Origin of the sequence: Humibacter sp. RRB41 (assembly GCF_022761015.1) — a bacterium.
In the GTDB taxonomy this organism is placed as follows: domain Bacteria; phylum Actinomycetota; class Actinomycetes; order Actinomycetales; family Microbacteriaceae; genus Humibacter.
The window spans coordinates 837,901-860,069 of the sequence record NZ_JAKWJQ010000001.1; the positions used below are offsets into that span (position 1 = coordinate 837,901).

Consider the following 22,169-nt stretch of genomic DNA (forward strand, 5'->3'; position numbering starts at 1 on the left):
CATCCGCATGGGGAGTGCTCCCCATCGCCTTGCGTGGATGGTCGTCGATACGATTCCCATGCGCTGGAGATCCAGACTCCGGTGCAGCCGGAACAGAAAAAGGAGTTGATGTGAGCGACCTGAAGATCACTGACGGCCTCCTCGACGAGTTGCAGTCCGGGCTGAAGTCGATCGTCGACCAGCTCCGCGATTCCACCAAGTTCTCCGATGACATCGGGAACCTCGTCGGGCATGACGGATTGTCGGGACACGTGCACGACTTCGCGAGCGACTGGTCCGTGCATCGCGGAAAGATGATCGACGGAACGACGGGCATCCACGATCACGTGGCCGTGATCAACACCGGATTCGATCAGGCGGACAAGGACCTGTCCAAGGCGTTCGACGCCAAGCCGGCGGCGCACACTGAAGGGGCAGGGCATGAGCGGGCAGAGTGAGCTGGCACCGCTTCCGGGCGACCCGGCCGCGCTGAAGACGAAGGCCGACGGGCTGTCGTCGGCGGCGGAGCAGATCCAGCAGGCCATCAACCACCTCCGCAAACTCTCCGACCACGACGAGACCGTCAGCCTGGCGATCGACTCCGTTCGCGGGAATGCCAGTGATGTCGCCGACAACATCACCAAGGCGCAGGTCCGATACGCGGGAACCGCCAAGGCGCTGCAGGACTACGCACCCAAGCTGGAGAGCGCTCAGCAGCGTGCCCTGAGGGCGATCACCGCATATAACGGTGCGCAGCAGCAGGTGGATTCGGCGCATTCGAGTCAGCAGCATCAGCAGGAGCAGTACCAGCACGATCAGGCGACTGCACCGGCACCGGCTCCCGGCGCTGACGCACCCAAGAGCTTCGCGGATACACCTGCCGGAACCCGTGCAAACCAGGCGGTCTCAGACGCGAACGACGCCGTCTCGGCGGCGCTCAAGGAGTATCACGAGGCGATCGCCGAAGTCGACTCGGCAGCGCAGACCGCCATCTCCCAGATCAAGAAGGCCATCCACGACAGCGGGCTGAACGACGGGTTCTGGGACAAGCTCGGTCATGCGCTCTCGAGCGCTTGGAACGATGCGGTCGCGTGGGCGAAGAAGTATCTCGCGCCGGTTCTGGACGTCATCCAGAGAGTGGCGGCGGCGATTGCGGACATCGGCGGCTACCTGGCGATGGTGCTGAACATCCTTGCGGTCTTCATCCCGGTCCTGGCACCGATCGCGGCGGCCGTGGACATCATCGTGCTTGCAGCTGCTGCTGTCTCGTTCCTCACGACTGCCGCGTTGGTCGGTTTGGGCGACCGCTCGCTGGGTGATCTCCTCAACACAGGGATCACCCTCGTGGCGTCGGCATTGCCGATCAAGGGTGACGCGGCCGCGCTCACCAAGGCCGGCAAGCTGACCGGGGTCGCTGAGAAGCTCACGACCGGCAAACTCGGCGAAGTGATCAACGTCGCCGACAAGCTGAACGGGCCTCTCGACAAGTTCGCCAAGTTCGTCGGCAAGGGCGGCGCTGCACTCGGCGAGAAGGCCGGATCGAAGTATCTCGGAGCCCTCGGTTCGAGCAAGGCCGCCGACTATGCGGCGGCTGCTTTCCACGGCAGCCTCGAGCACGGAACGTCATTGGATCGAGCCGGAGAGAATGCCATCGCGCAGTACCGTCACGGCATGACCGAGGGCATTCGCGAGGCTACCGGCGGTGCTGCCGAGAAGGCCACAACGGCCGTGGTCAACACGACGATCACGACGTCGACCGTCAACGCGGGCGCCGCCGTCGACAACTTCTGGGATGGTCACGACATGCCGGGGCACGACTACTTCCAGACGCACAGCGCCTTGGAGATCCAGCCCCTCATTCCGAACGTGCACATCGTCCCGAACTCCGACCCCTCGACGCTCGGTGGGTTGAACCCGCTCAACATCTTGGATGCCGGCAGAGGAGTCACCGTGGATGCCTCGCACGCGATGGCGCACGCGGTGACCGGCACGGCTACGCTCGAATGACGTCGAGAGGAGCGCAGTGGCGCTGCAATACACCTGCTTGATCCAGGCGCAATGGTTCGAGGTGCCCCGCCCGGGCGAAGAGATCACGCACCTCTCGCGAGAGCTGGACCGCCTTGTCGACGGACCGGATGCCAGGAAGACCCTCGAGCATGCGGCGGAGCGCCTGGCGCAGCAGGTCGCGAACGACAGGCATCCCGACCGTCACACGTGGGGTGGCATCGGAGACCGCTCCCTCGGCGACATCTCGGCCGTCATGACGATCGAGCCGGTCAAGGCCAGAGGCGTTGATCTCGACCAGTTCCTCACGGCGTGGACGCAGGCCGATCCGGGAGACGGGTTCGACATCTGGTTGCGCAACTACGAGAAGAAAGAGCTTGCCGGTCGTCGGGCGGTATCGGGGCACGAGATCGTCCAGGGCCCCGAGGCGGAGAGCGGAGAACGGATGCTCACCGAAACGTACCGTGCAGCTGTCACAGCTCCCGGACTGGCGACGTTCATGCTGGTCACGATAACGACCGACGATCTGTCGATCTTCGACGACATCGTGGGCTATGGCGACACCGTGGCAGAGACCTTCGAGTTCGCGACGGCTAAGGAAATGGCATGAGCGGGACGACGAAGCATCCGGGAGTGCAGATCGTCCTTCCGGGAAGCTGGTGGAAGATCCCGGTCGGCGACGAGGATGCCGCGACGCGAGCGATCCACGCCCTCGCCAACAAGGTGACGAACCGCAAAGACGAATTCGCACGTCTCCGCGGCGACCTCAGGAAACAGTTGACCGAACTCGCCGACTCAGCGCGCGACGGTGGTGCAGATCAGGTGTTCCTGGCGTTGGAGATCGTTCCCGGCACGACGCTGCCGATGTCGCTCGCCCTGTTCTGGCCGGATATCGACGTCCTGGGTTCGACCCCGTCCAAGCCCGAGTCCGTCATCGCCCTCGTGCGCGAAGCGCTCGAGGCGTTGCCCGATTCTGCCGAATACGGCGACAAGGAAGAGGCGACGCTCGGAGGCACCCAGACCTGGCGTCGGAGCAAGACCATCGAGCATCCCGCCGACGGCGACGTAGGGCCGTACGAGACGCTGATCGTCGACTACTGGGTGGCGGTCCCCGGCTCGCAACGGGTTGCGTTGCTGACCTTTTCGACCACGATTCCCGGCGAGCGGGAACTGCTGCTTCAGCTTTTCCAGGTTATGGTCGAGTCGATGCGATGGGATGACGAGTCGGGCGAGTCCTTGTGACCGCGCCGAAGACGACGAAGCAGAAGAACCAGAAGAAGTCGGGCCCGGGGTACGTCGCCACCGTGGTGGCACTCGCGCTGGGCGCGATCTTCTTCGTCGGCGGACTGGTACCGCTGATCGGTCAGATCGTTCTCGCCACCCACTCGTCGAGCGCGTCGGCCGTCGTCGTCGGCTACAGCACTCACCGGTCAGGCGGCAAGTACGGCTGCGGCGGTACTGCATACAATCCGACAGTCTCTTTCACGGATCAGCGGGGGACCAAGGTCACCGCCACCCTCAGTAACATGCTCATCTGCTCGCAGCCGTCGAAGGGCGCCACGATCAAAGTGGTGTACGACACGACGAATCCGACCAATGCCGAGTTTCCGTCTGCTTCCGACAATTGGGTGTGGCCGATCGTCGCGCTCGTACTGGGCGCACTGTTCATCGTTGCGGCGGCAGCGATGTTCCGGTCGACCCGTCGCACCCGAGCCGCGGTGGCACGGGGTGAGCCGATACCGGGGAGCAAGAACCAGGCCAAGAAGCGCGAGCAAGCGCGACAGCGAGATGTCGACCGTCGTGCTTCCGAGTATGTGCGCGGAATGACCGACCAGCAGAAGGACGGTCGGGGCGGAGGCCAGTAGCGGCTACGCGTCCAAGGGTCTGCGGACGGCAGCATGGGGAGTACTCCCCATTTCACCCCACTATGCGGCTGCGATACCGTCGAGGTACGAGGCCGGCAGCAGAGGTTGGCCGTAAGACCAAGGAGAATCTCATGGCGAACATGAATGTCACATACGGCGACATGACGAGCGCGGCCGGCCGGCTGAACAGCGGCAAGGAAGACCTCGTCTCGAAACTCAACGAGCTGCAGACCCTGGTGAACCAGCTGGTCACCGACGGCTTCGTCACAGACTCGGCCTCTGGCGCGTTCCACGACTCGTACACGCAGTTCACCACCGGTGCGACCAACGCGGTCAACGGCCTCGACGGAATGTCGCAGTTCCTTACCAAGGCGGCCGACACGCTGCAGCAGACCGACTCGTCACTGGCATCCAGCGTCGGCGGCCACTAGCAGCCTGGTCGGCGCTCGGGGGAGTGGCCGACCGAATCGAGAGGGCCGTGGTGCGCAGGGGGATCCGCACCACGGCCCTCTCGCATGCCTGTGCGCCGTCGTCGCGACGGCGTGAGCCGGTATCGTTGCCCTCCGCGAACCCGCATCGAAAGGAAGCGCGTGGACTACTCCGTGAACCCCTGGTGGGTCTACGCGATCGCGGTCGTCGGCGTGTTCGCCGTCGTCATCGGCTTGCCGATTCTGGGGATAGTCTCCAGTTCGCGGCGCTCTCGGCGCCAGTCGGTCTCCATCGAGAACGGCAACGTCTACATCGTCGACTCGGCATTCGGCGGTCGGAAAGTCGTAGCCGCCGAGAGCATCGGAACGGTCGTGTATCTGCCGGAGCGGGAGGCCGACACTGTGGTCGCGCCGATCACCTCGGTGCCGCTGGCCACGTCCAGTGAGGACTACCGCAAGGCGCAGGCCAGAAGCTTCGGCAACGGCGCGAACATGTTCGAGTACGGCGGACTGATTCTTCTCGACACACGAGGGCGCATGGTCGGACACGTCGCGTACGAGGTGGGGTCCCACGCACCCCTCGCCACGGTGTGGAAGCAGATCCCTGCGCAGAACCACGTACAGGCGCCGTTGAAGAAGTCCGGCACCGGGTACTCGCGCAAGGCGTTCAAGCAGGCGTTCCCGCGGGCCCTTCGCTTCGGTCAGATGTGGGGCTCGACGCGCTGGACCTGGACCATCGTGGGATTCGTCGTCATCGGCATCCCGGTGCTCGGATTCATCACGCTCTTCGTCTGGGCCTTCGTCGACACGTGGATCTCCTTCTATGGGTAGTGTGCGAGAGCGATGAGTGATCCGAACCGGGACGACAGCTCCCCGAAGCAGCCCGTGCCAGAGGGCGTCAACCTGCTGGGCACGCCCGAGCGGGTTCGGGAGAACACGGATGCCGACCGCAAGCGGTACGCGGTCGGCCCGTTCGGTCAGGCCTGGCTGTGGACCATCGGCATCATCCTGTCGGTGACGGGTCTGTACAAGGTCATCGCCGGTCCGCTTCTCGCGTCGGCCTTGCCGACGACCAAAGGCGTCGTGCTGGGCTGGATCACCATTCCCGCGCGCACCATCACCTACGCGCCGAAGATCGCGTACGAGGTCGACGGCAAGACGTACCATTTCGTGGCGGGAACGGTGGTCTCCACACTGACCGACGCACCAGAGACCGTCCCCGTGAGCTACGTGCCGTTCTCGCCGTCATCCGCCATCTGGAACGGCGGCGAGTGGTGGTTCGTGTTCCGGGACGTCTATCTCATGGTCGTGCTGATCCTCGGCCTCATCCTGGTGGTCGTCGCGATCTACCAGTGGCGCATCCGGGGCTCGTGGAGACCGTCGTCGCCCGAAGCGGGCATGAGGATGCACCGGCTGTTGATCTGGCTCGGCGTCATCGTGGCGGTAGCGGGATTCGCGTGGTTGATCTCCGGATACGCGGAACCGGCATCCTGGTTCATTCCTCCCGACCCCAATGCGCTCGCCGCATTCGTCGCCGCCATCGGCGTCGCACTGCTGGTGACGGGGTTGCACTACCGCAAGGCGGCGCGTCTCACGCCAGCGCCGGGATGACCTCCCGCTCGAACAGCTCCCACCCTGAGGTGTCGTAGGCGAGCTCCGGGAAGTAATGGATGCTGTACCCCAGCCCGTGCGCGGCCCGCGTCTGCAGGCGCTCGACGATCTGCTCCGGCGTGCCGAAGGCATCCGAGCCGAGGTACTCCCGCTGAATGCGGTCCGCCTGCTCGTCACCGACGTGCGGGCGCAGACGGGCGATCACGGCATCAAGCCGCTCTCGCGCTTCGGACTCGGTGGCGGCGACGATCGTGTTGAAGTTCGAGGAGCGGGTGATCGTTCCGAAGTCCCGGCCGAGGGTGTCGCAGTGGGCGCGCAGAACCTCGGACTTGTGGTCGAAGTCCTCGAGGCTTCCGGCGAAGTTGGTGTAGCTCGCGAACTGCGCCGCGATCTTCAGTGTGACCTTCTCGCCGCCGCCTGCAACCCAGATCGGGATGCCGCCGGCCTGCAGCGGCAGAGGGCGCACGATTGCGCCGTCGACGTCGTAGTGCCGTCCGTGCAGGGTCGCGCTGCCCGTCGTCCATGCCTGGTGCATGATGTCGACTCCCTCGCGCAACATCCGCAGCCGGTCAGGCACCTCGGGGAAGCCGTAGCCATACGCCCGCCACTCGTGCTCGTACCAGCCGCCGCCGATGCCCATCTCAACGCGGCCGCCTGAGACGTGGTCGACCGTCGCCGCCACCTTCGCAAGATACGCGGGGTTGCGGTAGCCCATGCACGTGCACATCTGCCCGAGACGGATGCGCGAGGTCGAAGCGCCGAACGCCGACATCAGCGTCCACGCCTCGTGGGTCGCCTCCTCGCTCGGCACCGGCGTGGTGTGGAAGTGGTCGTAGACCCACAGCGACTCCCACGGACCGGCATCCGCCCGCTGCGCGAGCGTGCGCATCGTCGACCACTGCTCGGTCTCATCGATGCCGACCAGATCGAACCGCCAGCCTTGGGGAAGAAACGTTCCGAATCGCATGAGGCAACGCTAGCGCGCGGGCGGTGTCCGCGTGCCGTCGCCTTCGAAGCTGTCCGCGGCCGGCGCATAGCGCACGCTTCCGGCTGCGTTTGTCGCGACACGCAGCATCGGGTAAGCTGGGCGAGGTGTGCGCTCTGAGCGCGCTTGAACCGTGCCCGCCGCGTGACGCAAGTCGCCAGGTGCAACGGAACCAGCGAGGTCCGAAACCACACTGTTTACGGGAGCCTTGCACTCGCGGGTTACCCCCACGGCATACCCACCACTATAAAGAGGCCGCTCTTCTGCGGCATCCGGTGGGTCGCGATGTGAAACAGATCATCAAAGCTGTCACCGTGCAGCATCACTAGGAGAAACAGTGCCAACGATTCAGCAGTTGGTCCGAAAGGGCCGCCAGCCGAAGGTCTCGAAGACCAAGGCGCCGGCGCTCAAGGCCAACCCGCAGCAGCGCGGTGTGTGCACCCGCGTCTACACCACCACCCCGAAGAAGCCGAACTCCGCGCTCCGCAAGGTCGCCCGTGTGAAGCTCTCCAACGGCACCGAGGTCACCGCCTACATCCCCGGCGAGGGCCACAACCTGCAGGAGCACTCGATGGTGCTCGTTCGCGGCGGTCGTGTGAAGGACCTCCCCGGCGTGCGCTACAAGATCATCCGCGGCGCGCTCGATACTCAGGCCGTGAAGAACCGCAAGCAGGCTCGTAGCCGCTACGGCGCGAAGATGGAGAAGAAGTAATGCCTCGCAAGGGTCCCGCTCCCAAGCGCCCCGTGGTCGCCGACCCGGTATACGGTGCTCCCATCGTCAGCCAGCTGGTCAACAAGATCCTGAAGGACGGCAAGAAGTCCCTCGCCGAGAGCATCGTCTACGACGCGCTCGAGGGTGTCGCAGCCAAGAACGGTCAGGATGCCGTCGCCACGCTCAAGAAGGCGCTCGACAACGTGCGCCCCACCATCGAAGTCAAGAGCCGCCGCGTCGGTGGTTCGACCTACCAGGTCCCGGTCGAGGTCAAGCCGCACCGCGCGAACACGCTCGCGCTGCGCTGGCTGACCAGCTACGCGAAAGCCCGTCGTGAGCGCACGATGACCGAGCGTCTGACCAACGAGATCCTTGACGCCAGCAACGGCCTCGGCGCCGCTGTGAAGCGTCGTGAAGACACGCACAAGATGGCCGAGTCGAACCGCGCGTTCGCGCACTACCGCTGGTAACCAGCGGCTTCGTCGCCGGAACAAAATCGGCCCGAAACGGGTTGTAACAGTCAGACGCACGGGGCGGCCGGATGTCTTTTCCCCGCCCCGCGCGCCGGCTGAACGAGCCGGCAGCAAACCCCTTTGAATCCTCCGGAGGAAACCCCGTGGCACAAGACGTGCTCACCGACCTGAAGAAGGTCCGCAACATCGGCATCATGGCCCACATCGATGCCGGCAAGACCACTACGACCGAGCGCATCCTGTTCTACACGGGCGTCAACCACAAGATCGGCGAGACCCACGACGGTGCGTCGACGACCGACTGGATGGAGCAGGAGAAGGAGCGCGGCATCACCATCACGTCCGCGGCCGTGACCTGTTTCTGGAACAAGAACCAGATCAACATCATCGACACCCCCGGACACGTCGACTTCACCGTCGAGGTGGAGCGTTCGCTTCGCGTGCTCGATGGCGCCGTCGCCGTCTTCGACGGCAAGGAGGGCGTCGAGCCCCAGTCCGAGACCGTCTGGCGTCAGGCCGACAAGTACAACGTTCCGCGCATCTGCTTCGTCAACAAGATGGACAAGCTCGGCGCCGACTTCTACTACACGGTCGACACCATCGTCAGCCGCCTCGGCGCCAAGCCGCTGGTCCTCCAGCTGCCGATCGGCTCCGAGTCCGACTTCGAGGGCGTCGTCGACCTGGTCGAGATGCGCGCGCTCACCTGGCGTGGAGACGCAAAGGGCGACGTTCAGATGGGCGCCAAGTACGCCATCGAAGAGATCCCCGCCGACCTCGTCGAGAAGGCCCAGGAGTACCGCCAGGTGCTGCTCGAGACCGTCGCCGAGACCGACGACGTGCTGCTCGAGAAGTTCTTCGGTGGTGAGGAGCTCACGGTCGCCGAGATCAAGGGCGCCATCCGCAAGCTCACCGTGAACAGCGAGATCTACCCCGTTCTCTGCGGCTCGGCCTTCAAGAACCGTGGCGTGCAGCCGATGCTCGACGCTGTGATCGACTACCTCCCGTCGCCGCTCGACGTGCCGGCCATCGAGGCGCACGACCCGCGCGACGAAGAGAAGGTCATCCTCCGCCACGCCGACGCCGCTGAGCCGTTCGCGGCTCTCGCATTCAAGGTCGCCGTTCACCCCTTCTTCGGCCGCCTCACCTACGTTCGCGTGTACTCCGGTCACGTCGACAGTGGTTCGGGTGTCGTCAACTCGACCAAGGGCAAGAAGGAGCGCATCGGGAAGATCTTCCAGATGCACGCCAACAAGGAGAACCCGGTCGACTTCGTCACCGCCGGCAACATCTACGCCGTGATCGGCCTGAAGGACACCACGACCGGTGACACCCTGTGCGACCCGGACAAGCAGGTCGTCCTCGAATCGATGACGTTCCCCGAGCCGGTGATCGAGGTCGCGATCGAGCCGAAGACCAAGGCCGACCAGGAGAAGCTGGGCACCGCGATCCAGAAGCTCGCCGAGGAAGACCCGACGTTCCGCACCGAGCAGAACCAGGAGACCGGTCAGACGGTCATCAAGGGTATGGGCGAGCTTCACCTCGACATCCTGGTCGATCGCATGAAGCGTGAGTTCAACGTCGAGGCGAACGTCGGAAAGCCGCAGGTCGCGTACCGCGAGACGATCCGTCGTGCCGTCGAGAAGTACGACTACACGCACAAGAAGCAGACCGGTGGTTCTGGCCAGTTCGCGAAGATCCAGATCACGATCGAGCCGCTCGACGTCACTCCTGAGACGAGCTACGAGTTCGTCAACGCCGTGACCGGTGGTCGCGTGCCGCGTGAGTACATCCCTTCGGTTGACCACGGCATCCAGGACGCGATGCAGGTCGGCGTGCTCGCCGGTTACCCGACGGTCGGCGTCAAGGCGACCCTCGTCGACGGCGCTTCGCACGACGTCGACTCCTCGGAGATGGCGTTCAAGATCGCCGGTTCGATGGCGTACAAGGAAGCCGCCCGCAGGGCGGATCCCGTGCTCCTCGAGCCGTTGATGGCCGTCGAGGTTCGCACGCCTGACGAGTACATGGGCGATGTGATCGGTGACCTCAACTCACGTCGAGGCCAGATCCAGTCGATGGAGGACGCGAGCGGTGTCAAGGTGATCCGCGCCAACGTTCCGCTGTCGGAGATGTTCGGATACATCGGCGACCTGCGGTCGAAGACCTCGGGCCGTGCCGTCTACTCGATGACGTTCGACAGCTACGCGGAGGTCCCGAAGGCTGTGGCCGAAGAGATCGTCCAGAAAAGCAAGGGCGAGTAACACAGCCCGACCAGAGCAAACCATGCCCCGGCACGGCGCGCTCAGCAACATCCCGTAACATATACACGATCCCCGTAGAATGTCCGGCCGGTGAACGCCGCCCGCAGCTTCTACACGAGAGTCCTGAGGAGGACCCACAGTGGCTAAGGCCAAGTTCGAGCGGACTAAGCCGCACGTCAACATCGGAACGATCGGACACGTTGACCACGGCAAGACCACGCTCACCGCGGCGATCTCTAAGGTGCTCGCCGACAAGTATCCGTCGAACGTGAACGTCCCCCGTGACTTCGCTTCGATCGACTCCGCTCCCGAGGAGCGTCAGCGCGGTATCACGATCAACATCTCGCACGTCGAGTACGAGACTCCGAAGCGCCACTACGCGCACGTTGATGCCCCGGGTCACGCCGACTACATCAAGAACATGATCACCGGTGCCGCTCAGATGGACGGCGCGATCCTCGTGGTCGCGGCGACCGACGGTCCGATGGCCCAGACGCGTGAGCATGTTCTGCTCGCCAAGCAGGTCGGCGTTCCCTACCTGCTGGTCGCGCTGAACAAGGCGGACATGGTCGACGACGAGGAGATCCTGGAGCTCGTCGAGCTCGAGGTTCGCGACCTGCTGTCGAGCCAGAACTTCGACGGCGACAACGCCCCCGTGGTTCGTGTCTCCGGTCTGAAGGCTCTCGAGGGTGACGAGAAGTGGACGCAGTCCGTTCTCGACCTCATGGATGCCGTCGACGAGTCCATCCCGGACCCGGTGCGCGACAAGGACAAGCCGTTCCTGATGCCCATCGAGGACGTCTTCACGATCACCGGTCGTGGAACTGTCGTCACGGGTCGCGCCGAGCGCGGCACGCTGAAGATCAACTCCGAGGTCGAGATCGTCGGCATCCGCCCGACGCAGAAGACCACGGTCACGGGTATCGAGATGTTCCACAAGCAGCTCGACGAGGCGTGGGCCGGCGAGAACTGTGGTCTGCTCCTCCGCGGCACCAAGCGCGAAGATGTCGAGCGCGGTCAGGTCGTCGTGAAGCCGGGTTCGGTCACGCCGCACACCGTGTTCGAGGGCACCGCCTACATCCTCTCCAAGGACGAGGGTGGGCGTCACAACCCGTTCTACGCGAACTACCGTCCGCAGTTCTACTTCCGCACCACCGACGTCACCGGCGTCATCTCGCTGCCCGAGGGCACCGAGATGGTCATGCCCGGCGACACCACCGACATGACGGTTGAGCTGATCCAGCCCATCGCCATGGAGGAGGGCCTCGGTTTCGCGATCCGTGAGGGTGGCCGCACCGTCGGCGCCGGAACGGTGACCAAGGTCATCAAGTAACGCCGATCGAGTAGCGCCGCGCACAGCGCGACGCGTATCGAGATCCACACCGACAAGGGGTCGGGCCTTCTGGCCCGGCCCCTTGTCGCATCTCTCGCACCCGTCCCCCATACAGGCGTCATTCGAGTAACACTCAAGAATCGTCTGATTGAATACCCGCATGCCCGAAACGACCGCTGCGCCGGCGCGCCTGACGAAGCGTTCTCGGCGACGCATCATCTGGTGGTCCGTGGCGGGCGTGATCGTGCTCCTGATCGCGTGTGGAGTGTGGGTCGCGGTGCGCGCACTGCAGGCGAAGGCCGAGCTCGAGGCATCCCTGCCCCTCGTCGACAAGGCGCAGTCGCAGATCACCTCGGGCGACTCGGCTGCCGCTGCGGCGACGACGCGCACCTTGGCTCGGCATCTGCACGCGGCTCGCGACGAGACGAGCGATCCGATCTGGCGAGCGGCCGAGATCATCCCCGGCGTTGGAGCGAACCTGTCGGCGGTGCGCCAGGTGGCGTGGGCGGCATCCGACGTCACGGACCGGTCGATCGCGCCGCTCGCGAAACTGGCCGGCACGATCAATCTCGCGAGCTTCACCCCCAAAGACGGAAAGGTCGATCTGAAGCCTCTGGCCACCGCAGCGCCGGCGGTGACCCGTGCGAACACGGCCCTGCAGTCGGACCTCGAGGTCGTACGTTCGATCGACACCTCCGGCACGATCGGCCCGGTGACCGATGCGGTGAACAAGCTGAGCGACGCGCTGGGCAAGGCGGGCGCAGTGACGGATGTCGCGAGCCGCGCCGCGCGTCTGCTTCCGGCCATGCTCGGGGCGGATGGCCCGCGCAACTACGTTCTCGTGTTTCAGAACAACGCTGAGGCGCGGTCTACCGGCGGCATCGTCGGTGCACTCGCGCTCCTGCACACCGAAGACGGCAAGATCACGCTCGTTCGGCAGGCATCCACGAGCGACTTCACGCAGCTGCAGAGCCCAGCGGTCCCGTTGAACGCCGGCACGAAGAAGCTGTACGGGAATATCACGGGCGAGTTCGTGCAGGACACCACTCTCACTCCGAACTTCGCCACGTCGGGCCAACTGGTGAGTGCGATGTGGCAAAAGCGATACGGCACGAAGGTCGACGGAGTGATCTCGCTGGATCCGGTAGCGCTCAGCTACATCCTGAAGGCGACGGGACCGGTCGACGTCGTCGATGGCGAGCAATTGACGAGCGACAACGCTGTGCAGGTGCTCCTGAGCGAGTCGTACGCCAAGTTCAGCGATCCGAAGCAGCAGGACGCATTCTTCGCGGCCTCCGCCGCCGCCGTCTTCACGAAGGTAGCGAGCGGGCAGTTCGACACCGCCACGATGCTGTCCGCGCTGACACAGGCCGGCGACGAGCGACGCGTGCTGCTGTGGAACGCGAAGAAGAGCGAGCAAGCAGTCGTGGCTGACACGACCCTCTCCGGTCCGCTCCCGACCAGCACGGGCAACGAACATCGATTCGGCGTCTACCTGAATGACGCCACTGGCGCGAAAATGGACTACTACCTGCACACCACCGTCGGGCTGGGCAGCGCGAAGTGCCGTTCTGACGGCCGCGCGAACTACCTGGTGCAGGTCACGCTCGCCAGCGATGCGCCGGAGGATGCCGCCACCTCGTTGCCCTGGTACGTCACGGGCGCCGGCCTCGAGGGAGTGCCGGCGGGCGACACCTACACCACGGTCGCGGTCTACGCGCCGAAGGGATTCGTCACGGTCGGGGCGACCACTGGCGGACAAAACGTCACGATCCAGCGGGCGACGGACGGCGGGCTCAGCGTGGCGCACGTGCTCGTCAAACTGACGCCTGGCCAGACCGCGACGTACGACTTCCAGTTCGTGGGTGCGCCGGTGGTGGGAACGGCATCCGCCACCTCAACGCTCGACGCGGTGACCACACCCGGCGTGTGGGCGACCGACGTTCGCCGCGCCGCCTTCGGATGCTCGGACGTCTTGCGCTGATCCCCGGCGAAACGCCGCCTTCACGGGTCACACCCGATCGGGGGAGTGGTGCAGTTTGTCGCTCTCGATAAACTAGAGCTACCCGAATTTGCCTCCCAAACCCGAAGGTAGGCTCCAATGAAACGCCGTCTTTTGGCGTGCCTCGGCGGACTCGGAGTGGTGGCTGCTGTCACTCTCTCCGCGCCTCTCGCCGCGAGCGCCGACACCTACGTACCACCGGATCCCTGCGGTTGCAGCAACGTTCCGACCAAGGTCATCGATGTTGACCCGAGTCCGAGCAACGCTCTCGCAGACACCGGCAGCGCCATCTCATGGCCGCTCATCGGCCTCGCCGGTGCAGCAGTCGTCGTCGGCGGAGGATCGATCTTCATCTCGCGACGTCACGCTCGTCGATCGAGCTGACGCCCGAGTCCCTGTCGACGCGCTGAAAGCACCCGACGCGGTGGGTCACCTGTGCCCGTTTCTCCGCGTCTGGTGACCTTCTCTTTATGCCCCTAACTAGGGACATGAGAATTACTCAACGCTGGATATACTCGCCTTATTGAGGTTTACTCAGCCCCTTCCCGAGGCAAGAAAGTGGGAAGAGGCGAAGGTCCTCACAAGTGGTTACCCGAACCCGAGGCACCTGGTGGCTTCATCGGCACGGGCGGCGCGCAAACCCGAATTGTGCGCCGCCCCTAAGTGTCGATCCGCTGAGTGCCTGCATGCCCTGGGGGGCGCGCATGACTGAACTCGACGACCATCGGTCGATCGCCGTCACGCGACCCGCTTTTCCTCGACTGACGAGCGGAAGTCGCACAGGCCACCTGTCGGCCGAGCAGCGCTGGAGCCGCAGCTATCGCGCACGCCTGGTGATCAGTGACGGACTGATCGTCACGGCATCCGTCGCCGGCGCGTTCGTCGCGCGTTTCGGTTTCCACAGCGATGATCTCGGTGGCCTGGACGAGCTGTACTGGCTGATCGGTTTCGCCGTCGTCGCCACCTGGTTGGTGCTGCTTTCGGCTTTTCGCACACGCGATCCGCGGGTTATCGGCGTGGGTTTCACGGAATACCGAAGGGTCGCGAGCGCAAGCGCCTTCACCTTCGGCGCGCTGGCGATCGTCTTCCTGGTCGGCAAGGTCGAGGTGGCCCGCGGATTCTTCGTGCTGACCCTTCCGATCGGCATCATCGCTTTGACGTTCAGCCGCTGGCTCTGGAGGCAGTGGTTGTCGCGGCAGCGTTCCAAGGGACGCTATCTGTCCAGGGCCCTGGTGGGCGGGTCGATCACCGATGTCGCTTATGTCGTCGATCAACTGCAGCGCAACACCGGAGCCACTTATCACGTGATCGGCGCCGCGATCGATGACACCTCGCAGCTCGGAGGCAAGGAGTACGACCTCAGTGTTCCGGTCGTCGCGGATCTCTCGAACCTGGCGATGGCCGCCGCGAATCTGCACGTCGACACGGTCATCCTCGCTGGGCAGCCCAGCGACGACCGCGGCTTCGTCCGCGACCTCAGCTGGAAGCTGGAGGGGGCCGCGACTGACCTCGTGCTCGCCGCCGGTCTGACGGATGTCGCCGGCCCGCGCATCCACTTCCGCCCGGTCGAGGGTCTGCCGCTCATCCATGTCGAGATCCCGCAGTTCGATGGGGCGAAGCACGCGCTAAAGCGTGGCCTAGACGTCGTGCTGTCGGGACTCGCGCTAGCAGTCTTGTCGCCGCTCTTCCTCCTGCTGGCGGTCTTGGTGCGTATGGACAGCCGCGGTGGAGCAATCTTCTCCCAACAGCGCGTCGGCCGAAACGGCGAGACGTTCACCATGCACAAATTCCGCAGCATGGTCGCGACGTCGGAGGACGAGCTCGCGCGATTGGCGGCATCCAATGAGGGGGCGGGCCTGCTCTTCAAGGTGAAGGCAGACCCGCGGGTGACCCGTGTCGGACGATTCATCCGCAAGTACTCGCTCGACGAACTGCCGCAGCTGTGGAACGTCTTCGCCGGTGACATGAGCCTCGTCGGACCGAGACCACCCTTGCCGTGTGAAGTCGCGGCGTACGAGAACCACGTGCACCGTCGCCTCTTCATCAAGCCGGGGCTGACCGGCATGTGGCAGATCAACGGTCGTAGCGATCTGGACTGGGACGAGAGCGTGCGGCTGGATCTCTACTACGTGGAGAACTGGTCGCTGATGGGCGACATCATCATCCTCTGGCGCACGGCCAAGGTGCTGGTGAAGCCGGTCGGGGCGTACTGATCTCGTGAGTGAACAGCTCTCCACTCGCGTGGGCGACGGCGCAGGCGGAGCCAGTTCGCCGCATCCGACATTCATCGATTTTGAGCCGCACGGCGCGCACGAGAAGGACACGCGCAGTGCGGGCGTAGTAGTGCACGAATGGGTCGAGCGTTCCGGAGGCGCCGAGAATGTGGTCGAGCAGATGCTGGCCGCGTTCCCGGGCGCGGATCTTCGCGTGTTATGGGATGACGCGCCCGGCCGCTTTCCTATTGCATCGACGGACACCTGGCTCGCACGCACGCCACTACGCCGGCACAAGGCGTTGGCGCTTCCGTTGATGTTGCCCACGTGGCGCACCCTAAGATCTGAGACGCACTACGACTGGATACTGACCAGCTCACACCTCTTCGCGCACCATGCACGATTCACGGGCGTGGATGCTGAAATCCCGAAGTTCTCCTACGTGCATACTCCGGCACGCTATATCTGGGCCCCTGAGTACGACCCTCGTGGGGCAGGAACGGCGGCGCGTGCCGCAGCCCCGGCGCTCCGACGCGTGGATCGCGCCCGAGCTCAGGAGTCCGTGGCGATCGCGGCGAACAGCGCGTTCATCGCCGACCGCATCGCGGCCGCGTGGGAACGAGAGGCGGTCGTGATCCATCCGCCCGTCAACGTCGACCGCATCACTGCCCAACGTGACTGGCGTTCTGAGCTGACGGATGACGAATTGGAGGTACTCGAGAACCTCCCTGACGAGTTCGCGCTGGGTGTCTCGCGCTTTGTCTTCTATAAGCGGCTCGACCTCGTGATAGCAGCGGGAGAGCAAGCCAACATCCCCGTGGTGCTCGCTGGCCGTGGACCCGAAGAATCCGTCCTCCGAGCGGCGGCACGATCGGCTCGGATTTCGGTTGACGTTGTCAGTAGTCCATCGAACGCTCTGCTCTACGCGCTGTACCAACGAGCCTCTGTGTTGGTGTTTCCTGCGATCGAGGACTTCGGCATCGTTCCTGTCGAGGCTCAGGCAGCGGGTACGCCAGTAGTCACCGGCCCATTCGGAGGACAGACCGAGACATTCGCGCCGGGCGTCAGCGGTGTCATCGCGGATTCGCTGGATGCCGTCGATCTCGCTCGTGGCATCACGGCCGCTCGCGAGTTGCTACCGTTCGATCCGGTGTCTGTGACTCGGCGTTTCGGTAACGATGTTTTCGTGCAGCGCATCCGTGAGTTCGTTAACCTCGAAAAGTGATGTCCGATGACAGACGATGATCGGCGTCGAAAGATCACGCGCAGACAGGTGCTCGTGGGCGCAGGGGGCGTGTTCCTCGTCGGAGCAGGCGCCGTAGTGGCGACGAGGGTCATCCATGGCACGGGTCCTGCAACGTCCGAGCCATCCTCCGGGTCATCGGCGATCCCCGTTGGCAAGGCGTCCGAGCCAAGGCGGATGCTGCAGGCATCCGAGTTCTGCGGTATCTACTACGGCAGCCCCACGATTAAACTGTCCGGCTCCAGCAACGCGTTCAATGTGTTCAAGCTGGACCTCCCGATCGGCGCAGAGAACTGGCAAGTGCTTGATGCGCGCGGAGTCTCCGTAGGGGGCGGCAGGATGTCCGCGAACGACACGTCCCTCACGGTGTGCACCGACGGTGTGTGGCGCGGAGGCTCCACCGCCGTGCCTGGCCATTACACCGTGGTGACGAACGATGGGGCTCGAGGGGTCGTCACCGGGAACATCGTCATCTGTTCGCCGACGAAGCTTCATGTGCCGAACGGACCGCCGGAACTTGGCGCCTGGCTTGCAATGGCCCCCGATCGCGATCTCTATTCTTTTCAGCCAGGGCACGCCTCTGATGTCGTCTCGCGGCTGGAAACCGACCCCTACTTCACAGGCGTTCAAGACGCAGCGCGTCCACGGCCGATGTGGTTTGCGCCCGCGCCTCAGGCTCAAGCGCCGAATCCATCTCCGACCGCTCAGGATTGGTCGGACCTTGGTGTGACGCTCGTGGCCGCCGGGCACCCGGGCGCCTACTTCGAGTGCCCGACCAACGAACCGGAGAACGGCGGATGGACGACGCCCGAGTTGATCTCGTACTGGAAGGACTGTCGGAGATCCATTCGCGCCGCGGACCCGAGTGCGCACGTGATGGGATTCGACTCTGCGGGCGTCATGTCTTCGACGTCGCTGAATGATGCGGCGCGCTTCCTGGCGGCCTGCCCAGTCGACGCCTTCACCGATCACCTGGAGAATTCACACCAGAATCTCTCCAACATCGTTGCCCTGCGGCAGTTGTTCCAGGCGATGAAAGCTGAGTTCACCAAGTCAGGCCACTCTGACCTTGATTTGTGGCTGACCGAGACGGGCATCAACGGCGGTCTCTATGGAGTGCTCCAGCCGCGACGCGACGCCAGGCAGCGGACCGTGCTTCGAATGGTCTTCGAGTCGTTCGGATGGCCGAAAGAGCACGCCTACGATTTCCGGGTCTTCGATGCCCATGGCTCAGGGCTCACCACCTTCATGGTGGACGGGCAGCTCGGAAACTCGACGGGCAACCTGCGTGCGGGCGCATACGCCCTCCACGTCATGTCGGAGGCGTTGTACGGCACAACTTGCACTCCGCAGGATCCTCCCGCCGCGCTGCGGTTCGGTCCAAAGGGTGGCGTCGGCGACAGCCTGTTTGCCGGGCTGCACTATCGGGGCGCCGAGCACGACGTGGTCATGCTCGCGACCAACGGTATGGAGCGCTCCGCCATTGATCTCGTGGTGTCGGCATCGGACTCCGTCACGGTTTGGGACGGCATGGGTGTGCCTTCTGCGGTTCCGGTTGCGAGCGGTCAGGTCACCATCCGGCTCGATGATCTGCTCACCTACGTATTCCTTCCGCCGAATAGCTCCGTCACGGTCGCGCCTTCCTGGTGGTCTTCTGCCACCGATGTGGCGCGGGGAAAGAAGGTCGTCACGAACTCCAATAGGGTGGGCGGGCACGTGGGCGTGCTGACCTCCGGAACGTTCGGCGCAAACCTGCAGGGCGGCACGGTGCCGGTGCCGGTCCAGCCATACACGACCACGACGTTGCCTGCGAGGTTCGAGGTGGAGATCTCGAAGCCAGCTCGGGGCTTCGCCCTCTTCACGGGTGGCCCGGCGTGGCAGACGGTCGGCTGCTCGCTCGTTGCGTTCGAGATCGCGGTGGACGGCAAGACCGTCTACTCATACGACTGCGACTCAGCGCGAACGCTGCCGATTCCCTCGCCATCATCGGCCAACAGCTCAGACCCGTGTCTCTACACGACCTATTGGACGGGGCCGTTTGCGTGGCTTGAGCAGGTTGACATTCCGGCAGGCACGGTCGTGCTGACCATCACGAAGGCAAGCTTCGGAGGGCAGCCCGATCAGCTCGGCTCGACCGCCCCAGGGAGCAAACATCCAGAGGGTGACGAACAGTCGGTCCATCTCGCCGCGTGGCAGTTACTCGCGTAGCCGGGCACATCCACCACTATCCGCGGTCGGCGAGTATCCCGGTGATACCGGATGAGCCCGGATCCCCTTGACGGCGTCTCGATTGTGGTCCTGCCACCGCGCTATGCATACCTCGGCCCGCGGGTAGCCTGGACCGAGACGAGGAGACTATATGGCACGGGTCTTGTGGGTCAGCGCGGAGACGCCTGACCGCGACGGGCAAGGAGGGCAACGCCGGCAATATCACCAAATCCTCGCGCTCATCGCCCGGGGCCACCAGATCACTGTGGTTGTGCCGCATTCCCCTCAAAGTGATCATACGATCAGACGGTTGACGCGCGTGCGGCGGCCTCGCATCACCGTCAGGGGGAGGGTTGTACAGCCCTGGTACTCCCGTCTGCAGCGTCTGATTGCCGAGCCGACTTGGGATGCAGTCGTCGTGGCCCACTGTGAGTCCTGGTGGCTGATGCCTCCTCCCGAGCGCATCGTTGCGCCCGTGCTGCTCGATGTCCACAACGTCATGAGCCACTGGCATCTGGACGCAGGGCGCGATGTGCAAGCGCGGGCCGCCCTCGAAGAGGAGGCCCATGCGATTGGTGCGGCCCGCGCCGTGACGACATGCTCGGAAACCGAGTTGCGTCGACTCGTTGACCTGCACCCGCGGACGGTGGATAAGGCCTTTGTGGCTCCGCTCGGGGTGGACCCCACGGAATGGCCCGATAACGGGTTCGACCGCGCGCTACCGATCGTCGCGCTCTTCGGGTCCTGGTCGTGGCGGCCCAACGCCCTCGGGCTGAAATGGTTCTTACGCGAAGTGTGGCCCAGGGTGCGAGACAGAGTTCCTGACGCCTCCGCTTTCATCGCGGGAACGGGGATCGAAGATGTGAAGGAATGGCCGCAAGGGGCCCACTACGTGGGCAAGGTGAGTGATCTGGCCGCATTCGTCGCTTCGGCAACCGTCGTCGCAGTTCCCGTGTTGGAAGGTGTCGGTGCGTCTGTCAAATTCGCCGAGGCGTTGGCCAGCGGTGCTTCAGTGGTCGCAACTCCCGACGGCTCGAACGCCTTCGAAAACACCCCGGCATTCGTGGCGACTCGATCTGAGGAGTGGGCGATCTGGATCGCAAAACGGTTGAAGCTAAGAACGGAAGAGCACGTACCAGCGGACGCCAGAGTTTTTGCCCTGAGGGAGCTCACATGGGATCGTGCCGTGGAACCGATCGATCGGTGGCTTCGTGCACAGACACCGGATGCCGTGCGCTAACCACGGTCTGACACTCGAGTGCTCATACCGGCACGGTTGCAGGTGGCATTGATCGCTTTCAGTGATGCCCAGAGCATGACGCACACCGGGACCTGTCCGGGACTATGTCGGTCACGGCGAAGAAACCCTCTCAAGGGCCCGACGGAGCCAATCGATGCTGCGTAGGCGCTCGCGCTCGGTGCGCTCCTGCACGTCGTCCCACGTCGGCGCCGGGATCGTCGATCGCTGCTCGCCATCAGTCCGCACGCCGAGAAGCGAGAACAGTGTGTCCATGCGCGTATCACCGGGGTTCCGGAACCTCACCCTGAAAGGCGTCCGCAAGGCCAACGAGAGGGCTGCCGCATGGAACGAGTCGGTCACGACTGCTTTCGCGGCACGAATTGCCCCTAAGAAGAATTCCGGTGACGCGGCGGCCAACGAAGCTGTCGAGTGATAGTCGACCAGTTCCAGTCCGGCGCTTCGATAGTCCTGTTCGAGCCGCTCCCGCTCCCCGTCTCTGAAGCCTCCAAGGAAGAAGCTCAAGGCGAAGTCGCGACCGTGAAGTTCTGCCGGCACCGCAGCGAGAGAAGTCCAGAGCTCGGGCGTCACCAGAAGGGTCGGGTCGAGAACGACCGGGATCGATCGCCCGACCAGTTCGGCGATGATGGAGGCACCCGACGACTCCCTGACTGAGATCGATGGAATGGCCCGGAGTCGTCGTCGATAGACACTGCGGAGATATCCCGGAACTGTCGTGACCCCAAAACTGGCCGAGTAAGCAATACGTTGGAGCGGTTTTGCGAATGTCAGGAAATCGATTCCATTTACGTTGCGGAATCCTGGATTCCAAACTTGATCGGATCCGACTACAAAGGCATCGAAGGTGGAGGCGAATTCGCGCTTGTCGGCGATCTCGTCGTAGCGAGTTGGAAACTCGCGAATATGGCTATTAGTGAATTCGCCGCAGAATGGGGCTCTCTCAATGGATGTAGCGGCCGCGTTGCGGCGCTCTCTCCGTCGGAGCAGGTTGCGTGAAACGGTGCTCAGAGGCGCCTTTCCCATGGCCATGACTCCGCGTTTGGCCAGCAGAAACGGGCTTTCCGGGTGCGGAGAGTTCCTGATGGTTTCCACTCGCATGATCCCCAATGTTTCAAGCGCGCTCTGTAGTGCGTAATTCTGCAACCTATTGCCATAATTTTGCTCGTCGACAATAGTGATGATGCCTACTCGATCCACTGCGACTCCGTTCTTGATGCTATCCTAGGGGATCGCGGTCGTCGTCTGATCCACGGTGAAAGTCTTGATTCATTCCCGGGGACTTCGAAAAGACGCTGCGCCGAATCCGCAATGCGGTACAGCTGTGAATTGCGCCATCCGCATTGGATATCCAAGGAGATTCTCCGTAATGCCCACACTGAACATTGCAACATTCGCCTCGGTGACTGTCATGGGTGCTCAGGTATATGAGGAGGCTATTTCGCGACGGGCCAGTGGCGCTCTTAGCGAGGTCAGCTCGGGCTGGGAGGTGAAGCGGACGATTGTGCGGTCGACGCGTTCTGCCTTGAGAGGCAATCGGAGACTGCCGATCGGATGGGTGTCTTCGGCATCCGCGTCCACGCGTCGCGGGGTTGGTCGA

The 22,169-nt window shown here is 64.1% G+C and carries 20 protein-coding genes; 18 read left to right on the forward strand and 2 right to left on the reverse strand.

Annotated elements, in window-relative coordinates; all coding sequences use genetic code 11:
- Positions 1–110: 110 nt before the first annotated feature.
- The 8 genes from MJ603_RS04020 to MJ603_RS04055 all read left to right on the forward strand — a co-directional run bounded on the left by MJ603_RS04020 (position 111) and on the right by MJ603_RS04055 (position 5,887).
- Complete coding sequence (locus tag MJ603_RS04020) at positions 111–437, forward strand: hypothetical protein (RefSeq protein ID WP_243062364.1); 327 nt, start codon at positions 111–113, stop codon at positions 435–437.
- Positions 421–1,986 carry a putative T7SS-secreted protein gene (locus MJ603_RS04025; protein ID WP_243062365.1) on the forward strand — a complete coding sequence of 522 codons (1,566 nt, stop codon included), beginning with the start codon at positions 421–423 and terminating at the stop codon, positions 1,984–1,986. Before MJ603_RS04020 ends, MJ603_RS04025 begins: the two co-directional genes overlap by 17 nt.
- A gap of 16 nt (positions 1,987–2,002) precedes the next feature.
- Entirely contained in the window at positions 2,003–2,593 is a 591-nt protein-coding gene (locus tag MJ603_RS04030) for a hypothetical protein (RefSeq protein ID WP_243062366.1), read from the forward strand.
- On the forward strand, positions 2,590–3,225 hold the full coding sequence (locus MJ603_RS04035) for a hypothetical protein (RefSeq protein WP_243062367.1): 636 nt from the start codon (positions 2,590–2,592) through the stop codon (positions 3,223–3,225). Before MJ603_RS04030 ends, MJ603_RS04035 begins: the two co-directional genes overlap by 4 nt.
- Positions 3,222–3,848: a DUF3592 domain-containing protein gene (locus MJ603_RS04040; RefSeq protein WP_243062368.1), complete on the forward strand. Its 627-nt coding sequence runs from the start codon at positions 3,222–3,224 to the stop codon at positions 3,846–3,848. Before MJ603_RS04035 ends, MJ603_RS04040 begins: the two co-directional genes overlap by 4 nt.
- A gap of 131 nt (positions 3,849–3,979) precedes the next feature.
- Positions 3,980–4,279, forward strand: coding sequence for a WXG100 family type VII secretion target (locus tag MJ603_RS04045; RefSeq protein ID WP_243062369.1), 300 nt, complete (start codon positions 3,980–3,982; stop codon positions 4,277–4,279).
- 159 nt (positions 4,280–4,438) lie between these two features.
- Positions 4,439–5,107: a hypothetical protein gene (locus MJ603_RS04050; protein WP_243062370.1), complete on the forward strand. Its 669-nt coding sequence runs from the start codon at positions 4,439–4,441 to the stop codon at positions 5,105–5,107.
- Positions 5,108–5,119: 12 nt separating this feature from the next.
- Positions 5,120–5,887 (forward strand): hypothetical protein, encoded by a 768-nt coding sequence (locus tag MJ603_RS04055; RefSeq protein WP_243062371.1) that lies wholly within the window; start codon positions 5,120–5,122, stop codon positions 5,885–5,887.
- Here MJ603_RS04055 and MJ603_RS04060 read toward each other — a convergent pair.
- Positions 5,868–6,854 carry an LLM class F420-dependent oxidoreductase gene (locus tag MJ603_RS04060; protein WP_243062372.1) on the reverse strand — a complete coding sequence of 329 codons (987 nt, stop codon included), beginning with the start codon at positions 6,852–6,854 and terminating at the stop codon, positions 5,868–5,870. The two genes, MJ603_RS04055 and MJ603_RS04060, sit on opposite strands and share 20 nt — an antisense overlap.
- Positions 6,855–7,209: 355 nt before the next feature.
- Between MJ603_RS04060 and rpsL the strand changes: the two genes are divergently transcribed.
- The 10 genes from rpsL to MJ603_RS04110 all read left to right on the forward strand — a co-directional run bounded on the left by rpsL (position 7,210) and on the right by MJ603_RS04110 (position 20,554).
- Positions 7,210–7,584: a 30S ribosomal protein S12 gene (gene rpsL / locus MJ603_RS04065; protein WP_243062373.1), complete on the forward strand. Its 375-nt coding sequence runs from the start codon at positions 7,210–7,212 to the stop codon at positions 7,582–7,584.
- Positions 7,584–8,054, forward strand: coding sequence for a 30S ribosomal protein S7 (rpsG, locus tag MJ603_RS04070; protein WP_243062374.1), 471 nt, complete (start codon positions 7,584–7,586; stop codon positions 8,052–8,054). Before rpsL ends, rpsG begins: the two co-directional genes overlap by 1 nt.
- Before the next feature lie 146 nt (positions 8,055–8,200).
- Complete coding sequence (gene fusA / locus MJ603_RS04075) at positions 8,201–10,315, forward strand: elongation factor G (RefSeq protein WP_308220561.1); 2,115 nt, start codon at positions 8,201–8,203, stop codon at positions 10,313–10,315.
- Positions 10,316–10,454: 139 nt separating this feature from the next.
- Positions 10,455–11,648, forward strand: coding sequence for an elongation factor Tu (tuf, locus tag MJ603_RS04080; RefSeq protein WP_243062375.1), 1,194 nt, complete (start codon positions 10,455–10,457; stop codon positions 11,646–11,648).
- A gap of 160 nt (positions 11,649–11,808) precedes the next feature.
- A complete protein-coding gene (locus tag MJ603_RS04085) occupies positions 11,809–13,632 on the forward strand; it encodes a DUF4012 domain-containing protein (RefSeq protein WP_243062376.1) in 1,824 nt (607 codons plus the stop codon).
- Between the two features lie 117 nt (positions 13,633–13,749).
- Complete coding sequence (locus MJ603_RS04090; RefSeq protein ID WP_243062377.1) at positions 13,750–14,034, forward strand: LPXTG cell wall anchor domain-containing protein; 285 nt, start codon at positions 13,750–13,752, stop codon at positions 14,032–14,034.
- 320 nt (positions 14,035–14,354) lie between these two features.
- The gene (locus tag MJ603_RS04095; RefSeq protein ID WP_243062378.1) at positions 14,355–15,863 is read left to right on the forward strand and encodes a sugar transferase; all 1,509 of its coding nucleotides are present in this window, start codon (positions 14,355–14,357) and stop codon (positions 15,861–15,863) included.
- Positions 15,864–15,867: 4 nt separating this feature from the next.
- On the forward strand, positions 15,868–17,088 hold the full coding sequence (locus MJ603_RS18715; protein ID WP_243062379.1) for a glycosyltransferase: 1,221 nt from the start codon (positions 15,868–15,870) through the stop codon (positions 17,086–17,088).
- Positions 17,089–17,094: 6 nt separating this feature from the next.
- The gene (locus tag MJ603_RS04105) at positions 17,095–19,314 is read left to right on the forward strand and encodes a hypothetical protein (RefSeq protein ID WP_243062380.1); all 2,220 of its coding nucleotides are present in this window, start codon (positions 17,095–17,097) and stop codon (positions 19,312–19,314) included.
- A 151-nt stretch (positions 19,315–19,465) separates the two neighbouring features.
- Positions 19,466–20,554: a glycosyltransferase family 4 protein gene (locus MJ603_RS04110; protein WP_243062381.1), complete on the forward strand. Its 1,089-nt coding sequence runs from the start codon at positions 19,466–19,468 to the stop codon at positions 20,552–20,554.
- 111 nt (positions 20,555–20,665) lie between these two features.
- Here MJ603_RS04110 and MJ603_RS04115 read toward each other — a convergent pair whose 3' ends face one another.
- Positions 20,666–21,769, reverse strand: a complete 1,104-nt coding sequence (locus MJ603_RS04115) for a polysaccharide pyruvyl transferase family protein (RefSeq protein WP_243062382.1) — start codon at positions 21,767–21,769, stop codon at positions 20,666–20,668.
- Positions 21,770–22,169: the final 400 nt, after the last annotated feature.